This is a genomic window from Mycobacterium sp. (genome assembly GCF_049281135.1).
GTDB lineage: Bacteria > Actinomycetota > Actinomycetes > Mycobacteriales > Mycobacteriaceae > Mycobacterium.
In genome coordinates this window covers 14,482-31,989 of record NZ_JBAPRN010000387.1, presented here as the reverse complement: position 1 = coordinate 31,989, position 17,508 = coordinate 14,482, and the positions used below count along the sequence as shown (strand labels likewise).

18 protein-coding genes, 1 tRNA gene and 1 pseudogene are annotated in these 17,508 nt (G+C 65.7%); 5 read left to right on the top strand and 15 right to left on the bottom strand.

All coding sequences use genetic code 11. The features are described 5' to 3' along the window. Positions 1–1,229, top strand: a pseudogene (locus WAN02_RS15575) (hypothetical protein); the annotation flags it as partial. 81 nt (positions 1,230–1,310) lie between these two features. On the opposite strand, the gene WAN02_RS15570 reads toward WAN02_RS15575, so the two are convergent. The 7 genes from WAN02_RS15570 to WAN02_RS15540 form a co-directional block, all read right to left on the bottom strand. Beyond that, complete coding sequence (locus WAN02_RS15570) at positions 1,311–1,511, bottom strand: CsbD family protein (RefSeq protein ID WP_422265101.1); 201 nt, start codon at positions 1,509–1,511, stop codon at positions 1,311–1,313. 80 nt (positions 1,512–1,591) lie between these two features. After that, positions 1,592–2,161 (bottom strand): hypothetical protein, encoded by a 570-nt coding sequence (locus WAN02_RS15565; RefSeq protein ID WP_422265100.1) that lies wholly within the window; start codon positions 2,159–2,161, stop codon positions 1,592–1,594. 45 nt (positions 2,162–2,206) lie between these two features. Next, positions 2,207–3,037 carry an ABC transporter permease gene (locus WAN02_RS15560; RefSeq protein ID WP_422265099.1) on the bottom strand — a complete coding sequence of 277 codons (831 nt, stop codon included), beginning with the start codon at positions 3,035–3,037 and terminating at the stop codon, positions 2,207–2,209. After that, complete coding sequence (locus tag WAN02_RS15555) at positions 3,024–3,950, bottom strand: glycosyltransferase (RefSeq protein ID WP_422265098.1); 927 nt, start codon at positions 3,948–3,950, stop codon at positions 3,024–3,026. Before WAN02_RS15555 ends, WAN02_RS15560 begins: the two co-directional genes overlap by 14 nt. Then, positions 3,947–4,738 carry an ABC transporter ATP-binding protein gene (locus tag WAN02_RS15550; protein ID WP_422265097.1) on the bottom strand — a complete coding sequence of 264 codons (792 nt, stop codon included), beginning with the start codon at positions 4,736–4,738 and terminating at the stop codon, positions 3,947–3,949. The genes WAN02_RS15555 and WAN02_RS15550 overlap by 4 nt, the downstream gene beginning before the upstream one ends. Positions 4,739–4,749: 11 nt before the next feature. Continuing rightward, the gene (locus WAN02_RS15545; RefSeq protein WP_422265096.1) at positions 4,750–5,265 is read right to left on the bottom strand and encodes a bacterial proteasome activator family protein; all 516 of its coding nucleotides are present in this window, start codon (positions 5,263–5,265) and stop codon (positions 4,750–4,752) included. Continuing rightward, positions 5,262–7,253, bottom strand: coding sequence for a DUF6541 family protein (locus WAN02_RS15540; protein ID WP_422265095.1), 1,992 nt, complete (start codon positions 7,251–7,253; stop codon positions 5,262–5,264). Before WAN02_RS15540 ends, WAN02_RS15545 begins: the two co-directional genes overlap by 4 nt. A 109-nt stretch (positions 7,254–7,362) precedes the next feature. On the opposite strand from WAN02_RS15540, the gene WAN02_RS15535 reads away from it, so the two are divergent. Next, complete coding sequence (locus WAN02_RS15535) at positions 7,363–8,559, top strand: cysteine desulfurase-like protein (protein WP_422265093.1); 1,197 nt, start codon at positions 7,363–7,365, stop codon at positions 8,557–8,559. A 6-nt stretch (positions 8,560–8,565) separates the two neighbouring features. Here WAN02_RS15535 and WAN02_RS15530 read toward each other — a convergent pair whose 3' ends face one another. Further along, complete coding sequence (locus tag WAN02_RS15530; protein WP_422265103.1) at positions 8,566–9,543, bottom strand: NAD(P)H-quinone oxidoreductase; 978 nt, start codon at positions 9,541–9,543, stop codon at positions 8,566–8,568. Between the two features lie 66 nt (positions 9,544–9,609). Here WAN02_RS15530 and WAN02_RS15525 point away from each other — a divergent pair, with 66 nt between their 5' ends. Continuing rightward, positions 9,610–10,098 (top strand): MarR family winged helix-turn-helix transcriptional regulator, encoded by a 489-nt coding sequence (locus WAN02_RS15525; RefSeq protein ID WP_422265092.1) that lies wholly within the window; start codon positions 9,610–9,612, stop codon positions 10,096–10,098. A 54-nt stretch (positions 10,099–10,152) separates the two neighbouring features. Then, a tRNA-Ser gene (locus tag WAN02_RS15520) sits at positions 10,153–10,242 on the top strand. A 33-nt stretch (positions 10,243–10,275) separates the two neighbouring features. Here WAN02_RS15520 and WAN02_RS15515 read toward each other — a convergent pair. From WAN02_RS15515 to lipE, 5 genes are all read right to left on the bottom strand, one after another. After that, positions 10,276–11,121, bottom strand: coding sequence for an enoyl-CoA hydratase/isomerase family protein (locus WAN02_RS15515; RefSeq protein ID WP_422265091.1), 846 nt, complete (start codon positions 11,119–11,121; stop codon positions 10,276–10,278). A 16-nt stretch (positions 11,122–11,137) separates the two neighbouring features. Further along, positions 11,138–11,743, bottom strand: a complete 606-nt coding sequence (locus WAN02_RS15510) for a muconolactone Delta-isomerase family protein (protein WP_422265089.1) — start codon at positions 11,741–11,743, stop codon at positions 11,138–11,140. Between the two features lie 313 nt (positions 11,744–12,056). Further along, on the bottom strand, positions 12,057–12,932 hold the full coding sequence (locus WAN02_RS15505) for a cyclopropane mycolic acid synthase family methyltransferase (RefSeq protein WP_422265088.1): 876 nt from the start codon (positions 12,930–12,932) through the stop codon (positions 12,057–12,059). Positions 12,933–13,068: 136 nt separating this feature from the next. After that, positions 13,069–13,407 (bottom strand): hypothetical protein, encoded by a 339-nt coding sequence (locus WAN02_RS15500; RefSeq protein ID WP_422265087.1) that lies wholly within the window; start codon positions 13,405–13,407, stop codon positions 13,069–13,071. A 7-nt stretch (positions 13,408–13,414) separates the two neighbouring features. Further along, complete coding sequence (lipE, locus tag WAN02_RS15495) at positions 13,415–14,671, bottom strand: lipase LipE (RefSeq protein ID WP_422265086.1); 1,257 nt, start codon at positions 14,669–14,671, stop codon at positions 13,415–13,417. Between the two features lie 146 nt (positions 14,672–14,817). On the opposite strand from lipE, the gene WAN02_RS15490 reads away from it, so the two are divergent. Next, positions 14,818–16,179, top strand: coding sequence for an HNH endonuclease signature motif containing protein (locus WAN02_RS15490; RefSeq protein ID WP_422265085.1), 1,362 nt, complete (start codon positions 14,818–14,820; stop codon positions 16,177–16,179). A 25-nt stretch (positions 16,180–16,204) separates the two neighbouring features. On the opposite strand, the gene WAN02_RS15485 is transcribed toward WAN02_RS15490, so the two are convergent. Together WAN02_RS15485 and WAN02_RS15480 are read right to left on the bottom strand one after the other, a co-directional pair. Next, positions 16,205–17,029 (bottom strand): crotonase/enoyl-CoA hydratase family protein, encoded by an 825-nt coding sequence (locus tag WAN02_RS15485; RefSeq protein WP_422265084.1) that lies wholly within the window; start codon positions 17,027–17,029, stop codon positions 16,205–16,207. Continuing rightward, positions 17,029–17,496: a DUF4334 domain-containing protein gene (locus tag WAN02_RS15480; RefSeq protein ID WP_422265083.1), complete on the bottom strand. Its 468-nt coding sequence runs from the start codon at positions 17,494–17,496 to the stop codon at positions 17,029–17,031. The genes WAN02_RS15485 and WAN02_RS15480 overlap by 1 nt, the downstream gene beginning before the upstream one ends. Positions 17,497–17,508: the final 12 nt, after the last annotated feature.

Genomic DNA, 17,508 nt, shown 5'->3' with positions numbered 1-17,508 from the left:
CCACCATCGCTGGCAGCAGCGCGACCGGCGGCGCCGGTGGGGCGGGTGGCACTGGCAGCACCGCCGTCGGCGGCAATGGCAACTACGCCACCATCGACGCATCCAACGGCGGTGCCGTCACTAGCGCCACCGCCGTGGGCGGGGCTGGTGGGGCGGGCGGCACCGCTGCCGGCGCCACCGCGACGGGTCAAGGTGGCAACGGCGGCTACGGCTATATCGATGCGTCCGGCACGGGCACCTCGGCTACCGGGACCGCGACCGGCGGGGCCGGTGGAGCGGGTGGCAGCGCGGGCGGCGAAGGCGGAGCCGGTGGCTCCGGCCAGATCTTCGCCGGCGATGGCAGCGCTAACAGCGGCACTGTTACCGGCGCTAGCACCGCCGCCACCGGTGGCGTCGGCGGAGCTGGCACCAATGGCGGTCTCGGTGGGGACGGCGGCAACGGCTACGTCGAGGCCCTCGGTCCTGGCAGCTCGGCTTCCGGAACCGGCCTTGGTGGTGCGGGTGGTTCAGCCACCGGTGCGGACGCCGTGGGCGGTCACGGCGCCAACGGTGAAATCGACGGGGGCTTCGGTGACCAGGGCGCGACTACTGGCATCGCCTCGGGTAGCGCCACCGGCGGAGCTGGCGGCAACGCCCTGGTAGCCGGCACCACGGGCGGTGACGGTGGCGAGGCTGCCATTGTTGCCGAGGACCCGACCGCACCCGGCGACACGCCCACGGCTACTGGCACCGCCATCGGTGGGGCGGGTGGCAACAGCGGCACCGGAGTCGGCGCCGGCGACGGTGGCAGTAACTCCCTCACCACCGCCACTGGCAACGCTGGTCAGGCCTTTGTGCAGGCCATCGGCAACGCCCACGTCAGCGGTAACGCTGTCGGTGGGGCTGGCGGAGTCGGCGGCAACGCCACCGTTGCTGGTGCCGGCGGCGGAGACGGCGGAGCCGGTGGCTTCGGCCACGTCCTTGGCACCGGGAACGACACCATCACCGGACCAACCGCTACCGGCGGCGCCGGTGGGGCAGGCGGCGGTGGCGGCACGGTTTCGGGTGCCACCGGAGGTACTGGCGGGGCCGGCGGTCTGGGCCAGAACCTCGGCGACGTTTCTGGTAAGGGCGGCGACGGTGGGGTTGGCGGGGCAGGTATCACCCATCTCGGCGGGCCGGGCGGTCCCGGTCTACCCGGTGTCGGCACGACCGGCGCTAACGGGGCAGCTGGCACGCCCGGCACCTAAAAGCCGGGGGAGAGTCGGGGGACCGCGGCCCAGGGAAACCTGGGCCGCGGTTTTCTTTGCCCAGGCAGGCGTCAGCAGCCGTCAGATTCGACGGCCACGCCGCCCGTGCCGTCCGCGGATAAAGTCCTTGGCCCTTTCGCCGATGTCTTTCACGTCGGCCTTGAATTGATCAGCCACACCGCGACTTTCGAGGTTGCGGTCGCCGGTCGCGCGGCCGATGCCTTCCTTCGCCCTGCCACTGACACGCTGCAGCTTGTTCCTGAGCTTGTTGGTCGCACTCATGGCACGTCCTCCTTAGGTCGTGCGCTTGAATACCCGCAGTGGGATCAAGACAACCGGACGCCCAGATACTCGTTGGGCCATCAGAGCATGGAGGCGATCATGCTTTGCGCCTCGGGCAGAGACGCCTGAAACGCATCGCCGCTGATGGCGTAGAAATCGATGAAAGCTGCCCGTTGGGCCGAGGGATTGAACAGCTCAATCCATGTACCAAAGGCCGGAAACGTGCCCCGGTCCGTGTGCACATCAGCGGTGTAGTTGATTGGTAGTGACTGCTGAAAATTCTTGGCCTGTAACGCCTGCACCTGCACCTGTGGCTGCTGCTTCACGTTGCTCAATCCACGGGCTTTGATGTCCTGACCGATCAGCATGGCCGATTCTTGATTGATATCGTGCGTGTTCGCTGTGCCGGCGCTGACGTCCATCCCCCCCTTTTCGCCGCCGCCTTTGACAAGGTTGGCGTAATGCGGGCCCTGGTTGGTAATGGTCCAGCCGGGTGCGAGGGTCAGGACGACTCCGTAGTCGAAATCTTTCGTTTGGGCGTCGGCGGTTGCCCGCGGCGACAGCGACCCGGACGCGACCAAGAGCAATGCGCACGTCACCGTCAACGCGCGGCGCGGCTCATGGGGGGTCGGCCGATTCGCAGTTGCCATGCCATCAGTTTCTCCCGAATCCTGCAGCCATGCGGCGCATCGCGGCTAAACCCAGTACGCCACCCGGGCACGGTACTGGCGCATCGCAAATGCGGCCACCACCCAGCCCACGATCGTCAGCCCGATCACCACCTCCCAGTGCCGCAGCTCCTGGTGCGCACCCAGCAGCGGGGCACGCACGATATCCAGGTAGTGCAGCAGCGGGTTGAGCTCGACGATCTTCGACCACTGCCCGGCGCCCTGCTGGCGCAGTGTGTCGTCGTTCCAGATGATCGGCGTCATGAAGAACAGCAACTGCACCACGGAGAACAGCAGGGGGCCGATGTCGCGGAAGCGCGTCGACAGGATGCCGAAACATAGTGAAACCCACACGCAGTTGAGCACGATCAGGCCCAGCGCCGGGACCACCGCCAGGTCGGCCCACGACCACTGCTTGGGAAAGATGATCGCGATGACGACGTAGATGACGATGTTGTGGGCGAACAGAATCATCTGGCGCCAGACCAGCCGGTAGACATGCACGCTCAGCGGTGTCGGCAGCTGTTTAATCAATCCTTCGTTGGCGACGAACACGTCCGCGCCTTCCAGGATGGACGCGTTGATCAGATTCCAGATGATCAGGCCGAGGGTCACGTAGGGCAGATGCACCGACAGCTGAAGGTGGAACAGCTTGGAGTACAGGCCGCCCATCGCGACGGCAGTGGTCCCGGTGGCGATGGTGATCCAGAACGGCCCCAGCACCGAGCGGCGGTAGCGCTGCTTGATGTCCTGCCAACCGAGGTGCAGCCACAGCTCGCGGCGACGGTATCCGTCGACCAGATCACCCCAGGCCCGGGTCATCGTCTTGGACTGTGCGGCAATATCAACGATCGTCATCAGGCCTCCTGAACAATTCCCGCCGGCCCAGCCGGCGCAGCCGCAGCCACTCCAGCAGACCTTTCGGGTCGCGACGAGATATCAGGAAGAACCAGCCGAACCGAAGCCATTCCTGGACAAGCAGTTTGCGCAGACCCGGCTGCGCCATCAGGTAGCCGCGATTGCGGTAGGTGAAGTAGCGCTTGGTGACGTCATCGGGATACTGCGTGTGCATCCGGCCGCCGAGGATCGGCTTGAACTCGGCCGACCCACACGGATGTAGGTAGGCCGCGTCCAGACAGGTTCCGAACGCCAGCCCGGACCGGACCAGCCGACGATGCATCTCCACCTCGTCGCCGCGGACGAACAGCCGCAGATCGGGAACGCCGATCGACTCGAACGTCGACGCCCGAAACAGTGCCCCGTTGAACAGCGAGGCGATGCCCGGCAGCAGTTCCTGGCCGGCGTCGGTGCGCAATTCGCTGACCAGTCGGCGCCAGACCAGGCCGCGCCGCAACGGGAAGGCCAGCCGTTGCGGGTCGTCGGCGTCGCACACCATCGGCGATACCTCGGCCAGCCGGTGCTTGTCCGCGCATGCCAGCAGCGTGGCCAGCACCTGGCTGTCCTGCGGATGGCCGTCATCGTCGGCCAGCCACACCCAGTCGGCGCCGAGCGCCAGCGCGTGCAGGATGCCGAGCGCGAAACCGCCTGCGCCGCCCAGGTTTCGGCGCGACGGCAGATACGTCGTCGGGATGGGTTGGCTGGCAACCAGATCGCGGACCCGTTCGTCGGCGTCGCCGGAAAAATCATTGTCGACCACGATCAGCTGGTCAATCTGCCGGCTCTGGGTGCTCAGCGCGTCGAGCGACTTGGCCAGCTCGTCGGGTCGCCGGTGGGTGACCACGACGGCGCACACCGTCGCCGGAAGGGTCATGCGCGGTTCGTTTCGGCGAGCACCTCACGCACATGCCGGGCCGCGTCGTCACCCTCGTATGCCCGCACGACGTCCTCGATGCCGCCGGTGAGCTTGATGACGCCGTGGTCGATCCACATCGCGGTCTTACACAGCCGGGCCAGGAATTCGTTGGAATGGCTTGCGAATACCAGGATTCCGGAGCGTTCGACCAGCTTCTGCAGCCGCGTCTGCGCCTTCTTGAGGAAGTCCGCGTCGACCGCGCCGATGCCCTCGTCGAGCAGCAGGATCTCAGGGTCGATGCTGGTGACCACGCCCATCGCCAATCGCACCCGCATACCGGTGGAGTAGGTCCGCAGCGGCATCGACAGGTAGTCGCCGAGTTCGGTGAAGTCGGCGATCTCGTCGACCTTGGCCAGCATCTGCTTGCGGGTCTGCCCGAGGAACAGGCCGCGGATGATGATGTTCTCGTAGCCGGAGATCTCGGGGTCCATCCCGACGCCGAGGTCGAACACCGGCGCCACCCGTCCGCGGATGATGGCGGAGCCGCGGGTGGGCTCGTAGATGCCCGAAAGTAGCCGCAGCAGAGTCGATTTCCCTGCGCCGTTGTGGCCGACCAGCCCAACCCGGTCGCCGAGTTCCAGCGACATCGTGATGTCCCGCAACGCCTCGATCACCACGACGTTCGACGCGTTGCGACCGATCGAGCCGCCCAGGAACGTCTTCTTGATGGAGCGCGATTTGGCGTCGAAGATCGGAAACTCCACCCACGCGTCGTGGGTTTCGATGTGTGGACCGGTCGGCGTCACGGATTGTCTGCTTAGAGGTATTGCCCGGTGCCAGAACCGGATCCGCCGGGCCCACCGGGCCTGCCGGCACCTGGGGGAAGACCGCGCTGCTCGCGCATCTGCTCGAGCTGGCTGCGGGCCGCCATCTGCTGCGCGAACAGTGCGGTCTGAATCCCGTGGAACAACCCTTCCAGCCAGCCCACCAATTGCGCCTGCGCGATGCGCAACTCGGCATCGGACGGGACCGAGCCCTCGGTGAACGGCAGGGTGAGCCGATCGAGTTCTTCGCGCAGTTCCGGCGCCAGACCTTCTTCGAGTTCCCTGATGCTGGTGGCATGGATCTCGCGCAGCCGGGTGCGGCTGGCCTCGTCGAGCGGCGCTGCGCGCACCTCTTCGAGGAGTTGCTTGATCATGGTGCCGATCCGCATGACCTTGGCCGGTTGCTCGACCAGGTCGGTGATCGACCGGTCGTCGGCGTCGTCCTGCCCGGCCGCCACCAGCCGGGGGTCGAGGCCTCCGATGACCTCGATGTCGTCGTCGTTACTCAATGCTTGTCACCTCTGGGAGTTGTCGGAGTGCGCTGAGGACCCAGCCATTCGTAGATCCAGGCTTCACCGTTGTCGTAGATCTTCGCCCACCACTTCGAATGGTCTATCGACACTAGACCGTCGGGCACCTTGAACCCCCGAACCGTCGGCGCGCTGGTCAGGATGTAGCGAATATTGAGTGCCCGGATCGCTTCTGGCACCAACGCGCGCTTCTCCTCGGACACCCCCGGTAGCGCGTCGGCGTCGGCGTAGGCCCAGAAGATGAACCGGTAATAGCCGGGGCCGGTCTGCTGTGGGAAGTCGTAGTGCGTCCACAGCGGGTGCAGGTCGGCGACCGCGTACATCCACGCGGTGCCGTCGACGTTGGAGTTGCCGATCAGGGTGGTCCGCGCGCCCGGCAGCGCGGCCAGGTGGGCCATCGCGTCCAAGTCTTTCTGGTTGATGATCACCGAGTCGTATTTGTCGCCGAACAGCACCAGATGCCGGTACAGGTACTGCCGCGCGCTGACGACGGTGGTCAGCGTCAGCAACAGGACGGTAGCCGAAACCCACACGGGCGCAGGCAGCTTGACGAGTCGTCTGGCAACTGCGACCGCACCGACGACCAACGCGAACACCGCGACGGCCGCCATCGGCGTCACCAGCATGGTCACCACGGCGGACAGCCGGCGCGGATCGTTGTAGAAGAACTGGCTGAACTGTTCGATGGCGGCGCCTAGTGGATTGCGGAACGGCGCCCCCGAATAGATAGTCGCCACGGTGAGCACCAGCCAGAGCACCGGCGGCCACCAGATGCGCTTGTACAGCAGGATCGCCATGCCGATGCCGCTCAGCACGATCAGGCCGTACTGCGTCGGGAAGTCGTTGAGGTGACGGGTGTGCAGCAGCAGAGCGTCGATGATGCCCTGCTTGACGGTCTTGAAGCTGGGGAAGGCGTGCCCGGCGATGATGCCGGCCTGCTTGGCCACGCCGATGAACTGCGGCGCCAGGATCAACACCGTCGGCACCGCCACCGCGGCCAGCGTTAGGAGATCGGCGAGCCGTCCGCGCACCGGATGCCAGCAGGCGTCCATCAACCACCATGCCAGTGCGAACAGGATCACGACGAACCCGCCGGTGAGATGAACCGAGAAGATACCGACCAGTGCCAGCACCGCGACCGGGATTCGATCACGATGCCGCAGCGTCGAGATGACCAGAACGAACGTCGGGATCGCGACGCCGTAGGCCGCCAGGTTGGGCATCGCCGCGGTGCCGAACTCGACGTAGGGCACCGACGTGAACGACGCCGACAACGCCGCAGCCGTCGCAGCCACTCCGGCGGCGTGCTCGGTGCGGGGACGGAGCAGTTGCCAGGTCAGCATCGCCGCGCTGGTCGGAAACAGCCAGACCGCCGCCGCCACCGAACTCAGGGTGTAGCCGGTCGTCGGTGCCGCGCCGGTGAGCTGGCAGTAGACCGCGGTCAGGGCGTGAAAGACCGAGGGGTAGTACAGCGGTTGATGGGTCTCGACGTTGCGTAGCTCGCCCATGTGAGTGGACGAAGCCTGGCCGGTGTCGAGGATGAAGCGCACCGTGTTGGCGTGCCAGACCGCATCCCAGGTGCTCGGGATGGACTGCCAGTGCACGACGCCGCGGTAGGCGGCCCACATGATCAGCAGCGCGCCGAGTACCACCCCGGCCGCGACGATCAGCGCCTGCCGGCTAGCAATCCCGCGCGCTTCGGCCTCGGTGTCTCGGTAGCGGGCCAGCAACGGCTGCACACCGATCATCACGACACACACCACGGCGAGCGTGGCCAGCGCTGTCCAACCGTTCCAAGGGATTCCGATGGCGCCGAACGGGATGATCGCGAGCGCCACCACGCCGTAGGTCAGCGCGGGGCCGACTGCGATGGCGATCGGCCACGTCAGCTGGGTGATTCGCGCGATGATTGCCCCCGGCGCGATCAGCAAAAACAATGCGATCAGCGTCCCCCACCAGAGCCCCACTGGACTATTATTGCTGGCCGGGTGACCCGGCTCGGGACGGCGGGGACGTATTCGGGCGCCCGCTACCGTCACAGGTTCTCTTATTGTCCGTGGCTCTAAGGTGGCTGGTATGGCATACGACGTCGCCCGAGTGCGGGGATTACACCCGTCGCTCGGGGACGGTTGGGTGCACTTCGACGCACCTTCCGGGATGTTGATCCCCGACTCGGTGGCAACCACCGTCTCGACGGCCTTCCGCGGCTCGTTCCCCAGCACCGCCGGCCCGCATCCGTCGGCCAAGCGCAGTGCGGCGGTGCTCGAGGCGGCCCGTCAGGCGGCGGCGGATCTGGTCAATGCCGACCCCCGTGGCGTCGTGCTCGGCGCCGACCGCGCGGTGTTGCTGGCCTCGTTGGCCGATGCATCGTCCACCCGATCCGGCCTGGGCTACGAGATGATCGTCACCCGTCTCGACGACGAAGCGAACATCGCGCCCTGGCTGCGCGCAGCAAACCGCTTCGGCGCCAAGGTGAAATGGGCCGAGGTCGACATCGAAACCGGTGATCTGCCGTCCTGGCAGTGGGAGGGCCTGATCGGTCAGGCGACCCGTCTGGTCGCGGTGACGTCGGCATCGGGAACGCTGGGCACCTTCACCGACCTGCGACCGGTCACCAAGCTGGTCCATGACGTCGGCGGGTTTGTGATCGTCGACCATTCCGCTGCCGTGCCGTATCGCTTGATCGACATCGACGACATCGACGCCGACGTGGTGGCGATCAACGCGGTTGGCTGGGGCGGTCCGCCGGTGGGCGCCTTGGTGTTTCGCGACCCGGCGATGATCAACACCTTCACGTCGGTTTCGACCAACCCATACGCCACCGGTCCGGCACGCCTGGAGCTCGGGGTGCACCAGTACGGTCTGCTCGGCGGCTTCGTCGCCAGCATCGAATATCTGGCCTCCCTCGACGAGTCTGCGCGGGGGACTCGGCGTGAAAGGCTCTCTACCTCACTGCAATCCGCAACCGCCTACATGGACGGGATATTCGAATACCTGATGGGCTCGCTGCGCTCGCTGCCGTTGGTCGTGGTGATCGCGCGGCCCGAGTCCCGGATACCCGTGGTCAGCTTCGCGGTCCACGAAGTGCCCGCCGAGCGGGTGGTGCAACGGTTGGCGGACAACGGCATTCTGGCGATCTCCAACGCCAACTCGCGGGTGCTCGACGTGATCGGAGTCAACGACGTCGGCGGTGCCGTCACCGTCGGTCTCGCGCACTACTCGACGATGGCCGAGGTCGACCAGTTGGTCCGTGCCCTTGCGTCGTTGGGCTAGACGGAGCTAGACGGTCAGCACGATCTTTCCGGTTATCTCTCCCGCCTGCAGCAGCCGGTGAGCCTCGGCGGCCTGCTGAATCGGCAGATGCGCCCCGATCACCGGCCGGACCCGCCCGTCAGCAATCATCGGCCAGACCGACTCCGTCACCGCCGCCACGATTTCACTTTTGCTGTTCGGGCCGGTCGTCGGCCGGGCGCGCAGCGTCGTTCCGATCACATGCGCTCGTTTGCTCATCAGCTTGGCGATGTTGAGTTCGCCCTTGGTGCCGCCCTGCATGCCGATGATCACCAAACGACCATCGTTGGCCAGCGCGTCGATATTGCGGTCCAGGTACGAGGCGCCCATGATGTCGAAGATCACGTCGGCGCCGGCGCCGTCGGTCGCTTCCCGCACTCGCTCGACGAAGTCCTCGTCGCGATAGTTGATCAAGATCTCGGCACCGAGTTCGCGGCACGATTCCAGCTTGGCCGCCGATCCCGCAGTGACGGCGACCCGGGCGCCCAGTGCGCGGCCGACTTGAATGGCGTGGCTTCCCACCCCGCTGGCGCCGCCCTGCATCAGTAGCAGTTGACCCTCGCTCAGATGAGCCGTCATCGCCAGGTTCGACCAGACCGTGCAGGCCACCTCCGGCACGCCGGCCGAGTCCTGCAGGTCGAGGCCAACTGGATGTGGCAGTAGCTGGCCGGCCGGAACGGCCACGTATTCGGCATAGCCGCCGCCGGCCAGCAAAGCGCAGACTTCTTGCCCCGGTGCCCATCCCGTCACGCCGTCACCGACCGCCTCGATGACACCCGAGACCTCCATGCCGAGCAGTTCGCTGGCGCCCGGTGGCGGCGGATACAGCCCGGCGGCCTGCAGCATGTCGGCCCGGTTGACGCCGGCCGCGCTGACCTTGACCAGCACCTCTCCGCGGCTCGGGGTGACATCCGGGACTTGCTGCCAGGAGAGTTGATCGGCGGATTCGACGACGATGGCGTACATGCTCGCCACGCTCCTACCTGCCTATTTGGTCTGTTCCAAAGGCGCTGTGTCGCATAGCATGACGTGATGGCCGCCCTGATTGCGAGCCGCACAGCCAGCGACATGCCTGGGCTGGATATTGCCGAGCAGAAATCGTGGCAGAACTTCCTGGACTCCACCCTGCGCTTGTACGCGACGCTCAATCGTCGACTGACCGAGGCGCACGAGCTGTCGCTGTTCGACGTCAGGGTTCTCGACATGCTGGACCACGCGCCGAGCGGATCCATCCGGATGGGTGACCTCGCGGAGGCGCTGGCATCGTTGCCGAGTCGGCTCACCCGTCAGATCCGACGCCTCGAAAGCCAAGGACTGGTGCGCCGCGAGGCAAGCAAAGCCGACCGGCGAGGGGTGGTCGCCGCGATCACCGTGGACGGCCGGGCAGCGGCGCAGCAGGCCATGGTCACCTACGCCGACTGCGTCCGGACCAACTTCCTGGGCCAGTTGTCTCGTTCGCAGGTTGCGGCGATGGGGGAGAACTGCCGCCGGATCAGCGCCGCGCTGAAGCGATCCGGCTGACGGCGCCGGCCGGCGAGAAGCGGGGGATCAGACCTAGCCGCTACCCTTGTCCGCGGTGGCGTGGCAGAGCGGCCTAATGCACTCGCCTTGAAAGCGAGAGACGGCTAACACCGTCCGGGGGTTCAAATCCCTCCGCCACCGCCAGCGGGACCGCCCGCCAGATCGCCCGATTGTCGGTCACCGTTTGATTTGGCCCAGGTAGTACCCGAGACGATTTTCCACCTCGCCAGGTTGGTGAAAGCCCTGCGCCATCAGTGCTTGGATACCGGCCTGGGCAGCCGGTCGCCCGATCGAGGCCATGCACGCATCCCAGCCGGCGCCGAACTCGACATCGGGTGGCAGGCTCGTGTTGACGAGGCGCTTGGTATTGGCGATGGCCCATTTGTCGAACCCGGAAATTCGGGTGGCCAGCGCTTCGACGAACGCGTCTAGTTCGGCATCGGGCAGGGCGCGGTTGACGTACCCGTAGTCCTCGGCCTGCTCGCCGCGGATGTCCTCCGAGCTCAACAGCACCTCTAGAGCACGATTACGTCCGATGAGCTGAGGCAGCCTGGCCATGGGACCGCCGCCGGGGACCAGTCCCACGCCGACTTCCCATTGGGAGAGGATGGCCTTTTCCTGACTGGCGAAGCTCATGTCGCTGGCGAGAGTGAGCTCGCTGCCGTTGCCCGTGGCGCGGCCGCGGATGAGTGCGATGGACACGACGGGCGCGCGGGTCAGACGCACGAGAAAATCTGGCCACTGCGGCAAGCCAGTCGGACCGGCCGGTAGCGCGGTGAAGTCATCGAAATTCGCTGTGAAATCAGAATGATTCAGGAAGTAGTCGTCGACGGCGCTGTCGAAGACGACGACTCTTACGTCATCGTCGGTCTCGAGAGCGTTAATGACTTCGTGGAATTGCCCGATCATTTCCGGGCTCATGACGTTGATCGGCGGGTTGTCGATAGTGACACGCCAGTAGGCGGCCGATCGTCGCGTCAGGCGAATTCTTGAGGGTTTGGGAGGCGGAGTTGCCGTTGTCATTGAATCGTCCTCTTGATCAGTTGGGTTGGGCGCCAGGGTCGCTGGGATGAAGCGAAAGCTGCGTCGTGGTCGTCGTCATCCACGGGTAGAGGGGCAGCGACTTCACGATGGTGTCGATCTCCTCGTCGTCGCGGGCGTTCCACAGGCCGAGAGTTCGACGGAGAGGTGGTTGCGCTGCCAGCGCCCATAGTCGGCGGAGGTGGCCTTGGCCGGAAAGCTCGCGAGCACGCTGGGCTTCGTCCTTTAGCTTGTCGTCCACGGCATTCGGCGCCGTCCCATCCGGGACGTCGATCGTCATCGCGATCAGGAATTCACGGCCCGGGCCAACTCGCAACAATGCGGGGTCGTTCGGGTGTGGCGACAGCGGCGTGACCTCGTCGCTCCGCCAAATCCGCAGTGGCATTGAGGCAAGTACGGTTTCCAGTTCTGCGGGGCCGTCGGCAGCGAAGAGGCCCAGTGTGCGCCATTCACCAGGTCTCACCGGGGGCCGCCACAAACGGTGGAGGCTTCCCCGCTCGGCAAGTTCGCGGGAGTGGGCGGCCTCCCGCTGCCGCACCTGCGCCACGGTCTCATCAGCTGTATCCGGCGGGATGTGGGTGGTCATCGTGACGAGGAACTCCACCACGCCTCCCTACCGAGACTGCTTCAGAAGCAAGAGATATCGAGACCAGCGACCGCGCGAATTGATGCTAGTGCGGCCGGATTGCTCGCGACAGGCTTGGTGCTGATGTCATCGAGTTTCCAGGCAGCCGTTCACCCTTCCTTTCCAGACCGTCAGCTCTTGCTGATGTGTTGCTGCGTATGGCTGACGGGATCTAGCTCGCTCGACTATTCACTCGTCTCTGGGCTCTGATCCGACATCTCACCGCCCGCAACCGCCGCCAACGCATCCCGGAGGTCGGGGTTCCAACGGTCTCGCAATAGGACCGTCAGTCCTAACCCTTGACGAGGGTGAACTGCGCAATGTCGGTGATGCTGCGGCGGAAGAAGTCCGCGCACCCGGTCAGGTAGCGCATGAACCGGTCATAGTTGGCCTCGTCCGTGATCGCAATCGCCTCATCACGCTTGGCCTCGAGGTTGGCCGCCCACATGTCCAGCGTCCTGGCGTAGTGCACGCGGAGGCTGTGCACCCGCGCGACGCCGAAACCGGCCGCGGTCGCGAACTGCACCACGTCGTCTTCGGAGGGCAGTTCGCCGCCGGGGAAGATCTCCTGCCCGATGAACCGCATGAACCGCAGGTCGTTCATCGTGATCGCCACTCCGTTGGCCGCGAAGAAGCCTTGGGGCCGCCCGAGGATCGTGTGCAGCAGCATCCGGCCGTCGGCGGGCAGCACTCGGTGTGCCGACTCGAAGAACGCGCCGTAGCGCGGCTTGGTGAACGCCTCGAACGCACCGATACTCACGATGCGGTCGACCGGCTCGTCGAACTCCTCCCAGCCCTGGAGTCGCACCTCAACCGATCGCGTCGTTGGCACTTTCGCCAGCCGGGCCGTAGTCCACGCGTGCTGGTTGCGGCTCAACGTGATGCCGATGACGTTGACGTCGTAGCGCTGCAGGGCGTGTTCCAACGCGCCGCCCCACCCGCAACCGATGTCGAGCAGTGTCATGCCGGGCTCTAGGTTCAGCTTGCTCAGCGCGAGGTCGAACTTCGCGACCTGCGCCTCGTCGAGCGTCATGTCGTCGCGCTCGAAATATGCACAGGTGTAGCCCATCGTGGGGCCCAGGAACAGCGCGAAGAAGTCGTCGTTGAGGTCGTAGATCGACTGCGACGTCTCGTAGTCCGGCGTCAAGCCGCTGCTGTGACCAGCCATTCCAAAAGCTACCCATCTAAAGTCAGAAGTCGGGCAGCAGAAGGTAGACGCTTATTTCTTGGCGCCCGCCGTCGCTGGTCCCCCGACCACAGCCAAACGTGCTCCGAACATCTTAGACCGGCTCGGGTTAACGGCGTTAATTGTGGTGCATGACGGCGTCGGCCAGATGCACGCCGACCGCCAGGGCGACGAGAATCAGTAGCAGCGCCAGCGTAGGCCAGATCCACATCAGCCATCCGCGCACCGCCGTGACGATCACGCCTGACACTCCGATCAGGACCGCGACCGCGACCCCGCCCCATGTCACGGCGTAGGCGCCGTTGAGCGCCCCGGCGTCGCAGTGCTCATTGCACGAGTCGGCGGCCATCACGAAGAAGAAGGAGAACCCGACCGCGGCCATTGCCGCGAGTGCCCCGAGCACGGACAGGATCGAGGTGAGCGTGATGTCAACGACGGAATGGCGTCGCGGCTGCATCACCCAACTATGGCGCAACCTGCGGGATTTCGGCGGCGATGCGGTCCATCAGCGCCGTATACCGCTTGATCTCGGGGTCTCGGCCGGGCTTGCCGCTGCTCACCACTCCGGCGGCCAGTCCGCGGTCGGGATCGGCCCAGATCGCACAGTTGACCAGCCCGAGATGGCCGAACGCCGCGGGTGCAGCCAGGCCGAATGGGCCGAAACGCCTTGTGCCGAGCTGGAAGCCGGTGCCCCACCGGGCCGGCATGAGTCCGGTTGCAACGTCCGGACGCAGTCGGCGACATTGCCGCGTCGCGGCGCGCAGTGTGTTGGGGCTCATCACCCTTACGCCGTCGAGTTCGCCTTCGCGAAGCCATATTTCGGCGAACCGGGACATCTCGGCGGCGTTCGAGACGGTGTTTGACGACGGGATCACGGTCTTGAGAAAGAGCGGTGTGTTGGTGATCGGGATGATCTCGTGGGTGGTACCGCCTACCGCTTTGCGGAAGGCCGCCGCAATCGGAGCGGGCATCAGCGGTGTGCCGGTGGCATGGCTGGGCGCTACCAACGGGATGTCCTGTTCTGCCACACCGAAATTGGTCCAGCGGAAATTCAGCGGGTCGAGGATCTCGGTGGCCAGAATTTCACGGACGTCTTTACCCGTTGCGGCGTAGATGATTTCGCGCATCAGCGGGCCCCAGGTCAGTGCGTGGTAGATGTGCACGAGCCCCGGCCGGTACAGCGGGCGCAGCTTGCTGAGCTGTTCTTGCGCGTACTCGTGATCATCGGCTCGCTTGAGATCCGCCCTGGGTCCGGACGGAAACGGGACGCCGGCGCTGTGGGTCATCACGTGCCGGATAGTGGTGCGGTCCTTGCCGTGGCTGGTGTAGGTCGGTATGTACTTGCAGACCCGGTCGTCGAGTGAGAGCTGACCGCGCTCGACGAGCATGTGCACGACGGTTGCGGTGATCGCCTTGGCGGACGAGTAGACGCAGAACGGTGTATCGGTCTTCACCGGGACTTTCTCGGCGTCGGCGGGGTCGGTCGGAGCGTTGCCCCAGCCGTGCCCGATCGCCCGGTTCAGGACGACCTTGCCGTTGTGCCGCACGCACACCTGGATCGCCGGATGCATGCCTCCCTGGTACCAGTGGCGGCCGGCTTTCCAGATCCGCTCGACGGCCGCCGGGTCGATCCCGGAGTGATCCTCTACGCCGATTGCGGTGACGGCGTCGAGGTCGGCAGGGACCTGAACTCTGCCCCGCAAGTCATCCTGGCCGGTCATGCACGTCCCCTCTGAGTCGACGGTCGAAACCCCTCCGTGAGGGTACGTGGGTGTTTTCGTGGTCGAGTTATCCACAGTCGGACCTTTATCCACAGGGGAGGGTTGGTGGCCCCGCTTCCGTCGTTTGGCTTGGCTACTATTCGAACATGCGTTCTAGTAGTCGGGAGGAGATCGTCGAGGCCTTCGACGCGCTCAGGGCTGCGCACAAGCGGGCCCGAGACCTAACGTTCGACGTGTTGACCACGCCCGAACACCTGGCCGTGCTGGAAAGCCTTGAACAGATGCGGCGCGGACAGCCCGCCATCGAACACGCGCTGATCAATCAACTCGCCAAGCAGGCCGATCCCGCTGAGTTGGGCGGCACGTTGGCGTCTGCGTTGGCGAATCGGTTGCGGATCAGCCGGGCCGAGGCGTCCCGACGGGTGCATGAGGCCGCCGATCTGGGTGAGCGCCGGGCGTTGAACGGCGAACCGTTGGAGCCGGTGCTGCCCGCCACCGCCGAAGCCCAGCGCAACGGCGACCTGGGCGCCGGCCATGTCGCGGTGATTCGCGGGTTTTGGCATCGGCTGCCGGATTTTGTCGACATCGAGACCCGGGCCAAGGCCGAGGCACAACTGGCCCGCCTGGCCGGCGAGCACCGCCCCGACGAACTCGCGAAGCTGGCCGACACCCTCACCGACTGCCTCAACCCCGACGGCGATTTCACCGACGTGGATCGCGCCCGCCGCCGCGGCCTCACCATCGGCAAGCAGGATCTGGACGGCATGTCGCCGATCAGCGGCTATCTCAATCCGGAGGCACGGGCGACCATCGACGCGGTCTTCGCCAAACTCGCCGCACCAGGCATGTGCAATGCCGCCGACGACGAGCCGTGCCTCAGCGGCACCCCCTCACAGGCCGCCATCCAGGGCGACACCCGCAGCCTCGGGCAGCGCAACCACGACGCCCTGCTCGCCGCGGCCCGCGCGCTACTGGCCTCCGGTGCACTCGGCCAGCACAACGGCTTAACCGCCAGCATCATCGTGACGACCACGCTGCAAGACCTCGAGAAGGGCGCCGGACGGGCACTTACCGGCGGCGGCACCCTGCTGCCGATGTCGGATGTGATCCGGCTGGCCGCCCACGCCCACCACTACCTGGCCATCTTCGACAACGGCAAAGCGCTCGCGCTGTATCACACCAAACGCCTGGCCTCACCGGCCCAGCGAATTGTGTTGTACGCGAAGGATCGCGGGTGCTCATTCCCGGGCTGCACCGTTCCCGGCTACCTCTGCGAAGTCCACCACTGCAACCCCTACGCCACCCACCCCGTCACCGACGTCAACGAACTCACCTTTGCCTGCTGCCCCAACCACAAACTCGCCGAACAAGGCTGGACCACCCGCAAAAATGCCAGTGGCGACACCGAATGGATCCCACCACCCCACCTCGACCACGGCCAGGCTCGGGTCAACACCTTCCACCACCCCGAGAAGCTGCTACGCGTCGACGATGACGAAGTCCCGTAATGCCTTGCGCCTGTGCCCAACCGGGCTATTCGCCGGTGAACTTCGGTGGTCGCTTGGCGAAAGTCGCTGAGATTCCCTCGGACAGATCCTTCGACGGCAAGAACGCCGCATTCCACGCCGCGACGTAGCGCAGGCTCGCCGACACCTGCGAAATCCGCTGCTGGTCAAGGACATCCTTGACGCCGCGGACCGTCAGTGGCGGGTTGTCGGCGATCTCGGCCGCTGTGGCGTGTGCGGCCTGCAGCGTCGCGTCGGCGTCCGCGAAGACGTCGTTGACCAACCCGATCTTCTCGGCGCGGGCCGCGTCGATGTCCTTGCCGGTCAGCGCTAATTCGCGCAGGTGCCCGTCGGACAAGATCAGCGGCAGCCGGGCCAGGCTGCCGACGTCGGCGACCATCGCGAGCTTGACCTCGCGGACGGAGAACTTCGCGTCGGCGCTGGCGTAGCGGATGTCGACCGCGGAGATCAGGTCAACACCACCGCCGATGCACCAGCCGTGGATCGCCGCGATCGTCGGGGTGCGGCAGTCGGCGACGGCGCTGATCGTGTTCTGCATCCGAAGCACCTCGGAGTGGAACTCGGTGCGCGGTCCGGCCATCGCGCCCTCGGCCAGTACCGGCGCGAGTGTCCCGCCCATCGCCGGCAGGTCCAGGCCGTAGCTGAAGTTGCTGCCCGAGCCGGTGAGGACGATGGCCCGGATGTTCGGGTCGGCGTCGAGCTCGGAGAACAATTCCGGCAGCTCCGACCAGAATGCCGGTCCCATCGCATTGCCTTTACCCGGCCCGATCAACGTCACCTGGGCGACATTGTCTTTGGTGTCGACGAGGACGGATTCGTATGGCTGACCCATCACACGCGCTCCAGGTAAAAGTAGAAGTACCGGCCGTTGTCGATCACGCCCTTGCCGTTCATGATCCCCATCATCGTGACGTCGTCGACGCGCTTGAAATGATCGTGAACCGGCTGGCCGTCGTAGACCATTGTCGCGGTGACTTCGCCGCGGAATTCCTCCAGCCACAGGCTGGCTTCGCCCTTGCCCATCTCGACGTTGGAGAACCGGTTCCCCTCGTCGTCGAGACAGACCAGCGGCTGCACGTCTTCGGGTGAGTTGAACGTCTTGCCGAACCAGCGGGACTTTTCGAGTTGACCGTTCATCCGATGCCCGGTGACGAATTCGCCGCCCTTCCACTCGCCGAGCATGCCGTCGACAGTGGCCGGCGGCAGGCTGGCCCAGAAGTCATCGAGCTCGGCGTCGTCGATCGACCCGGTGCGCTCCTTGAATTCAGTGAACTTCTTGAGCGCCAACGCATCAGTCATCGCGATCTCCTT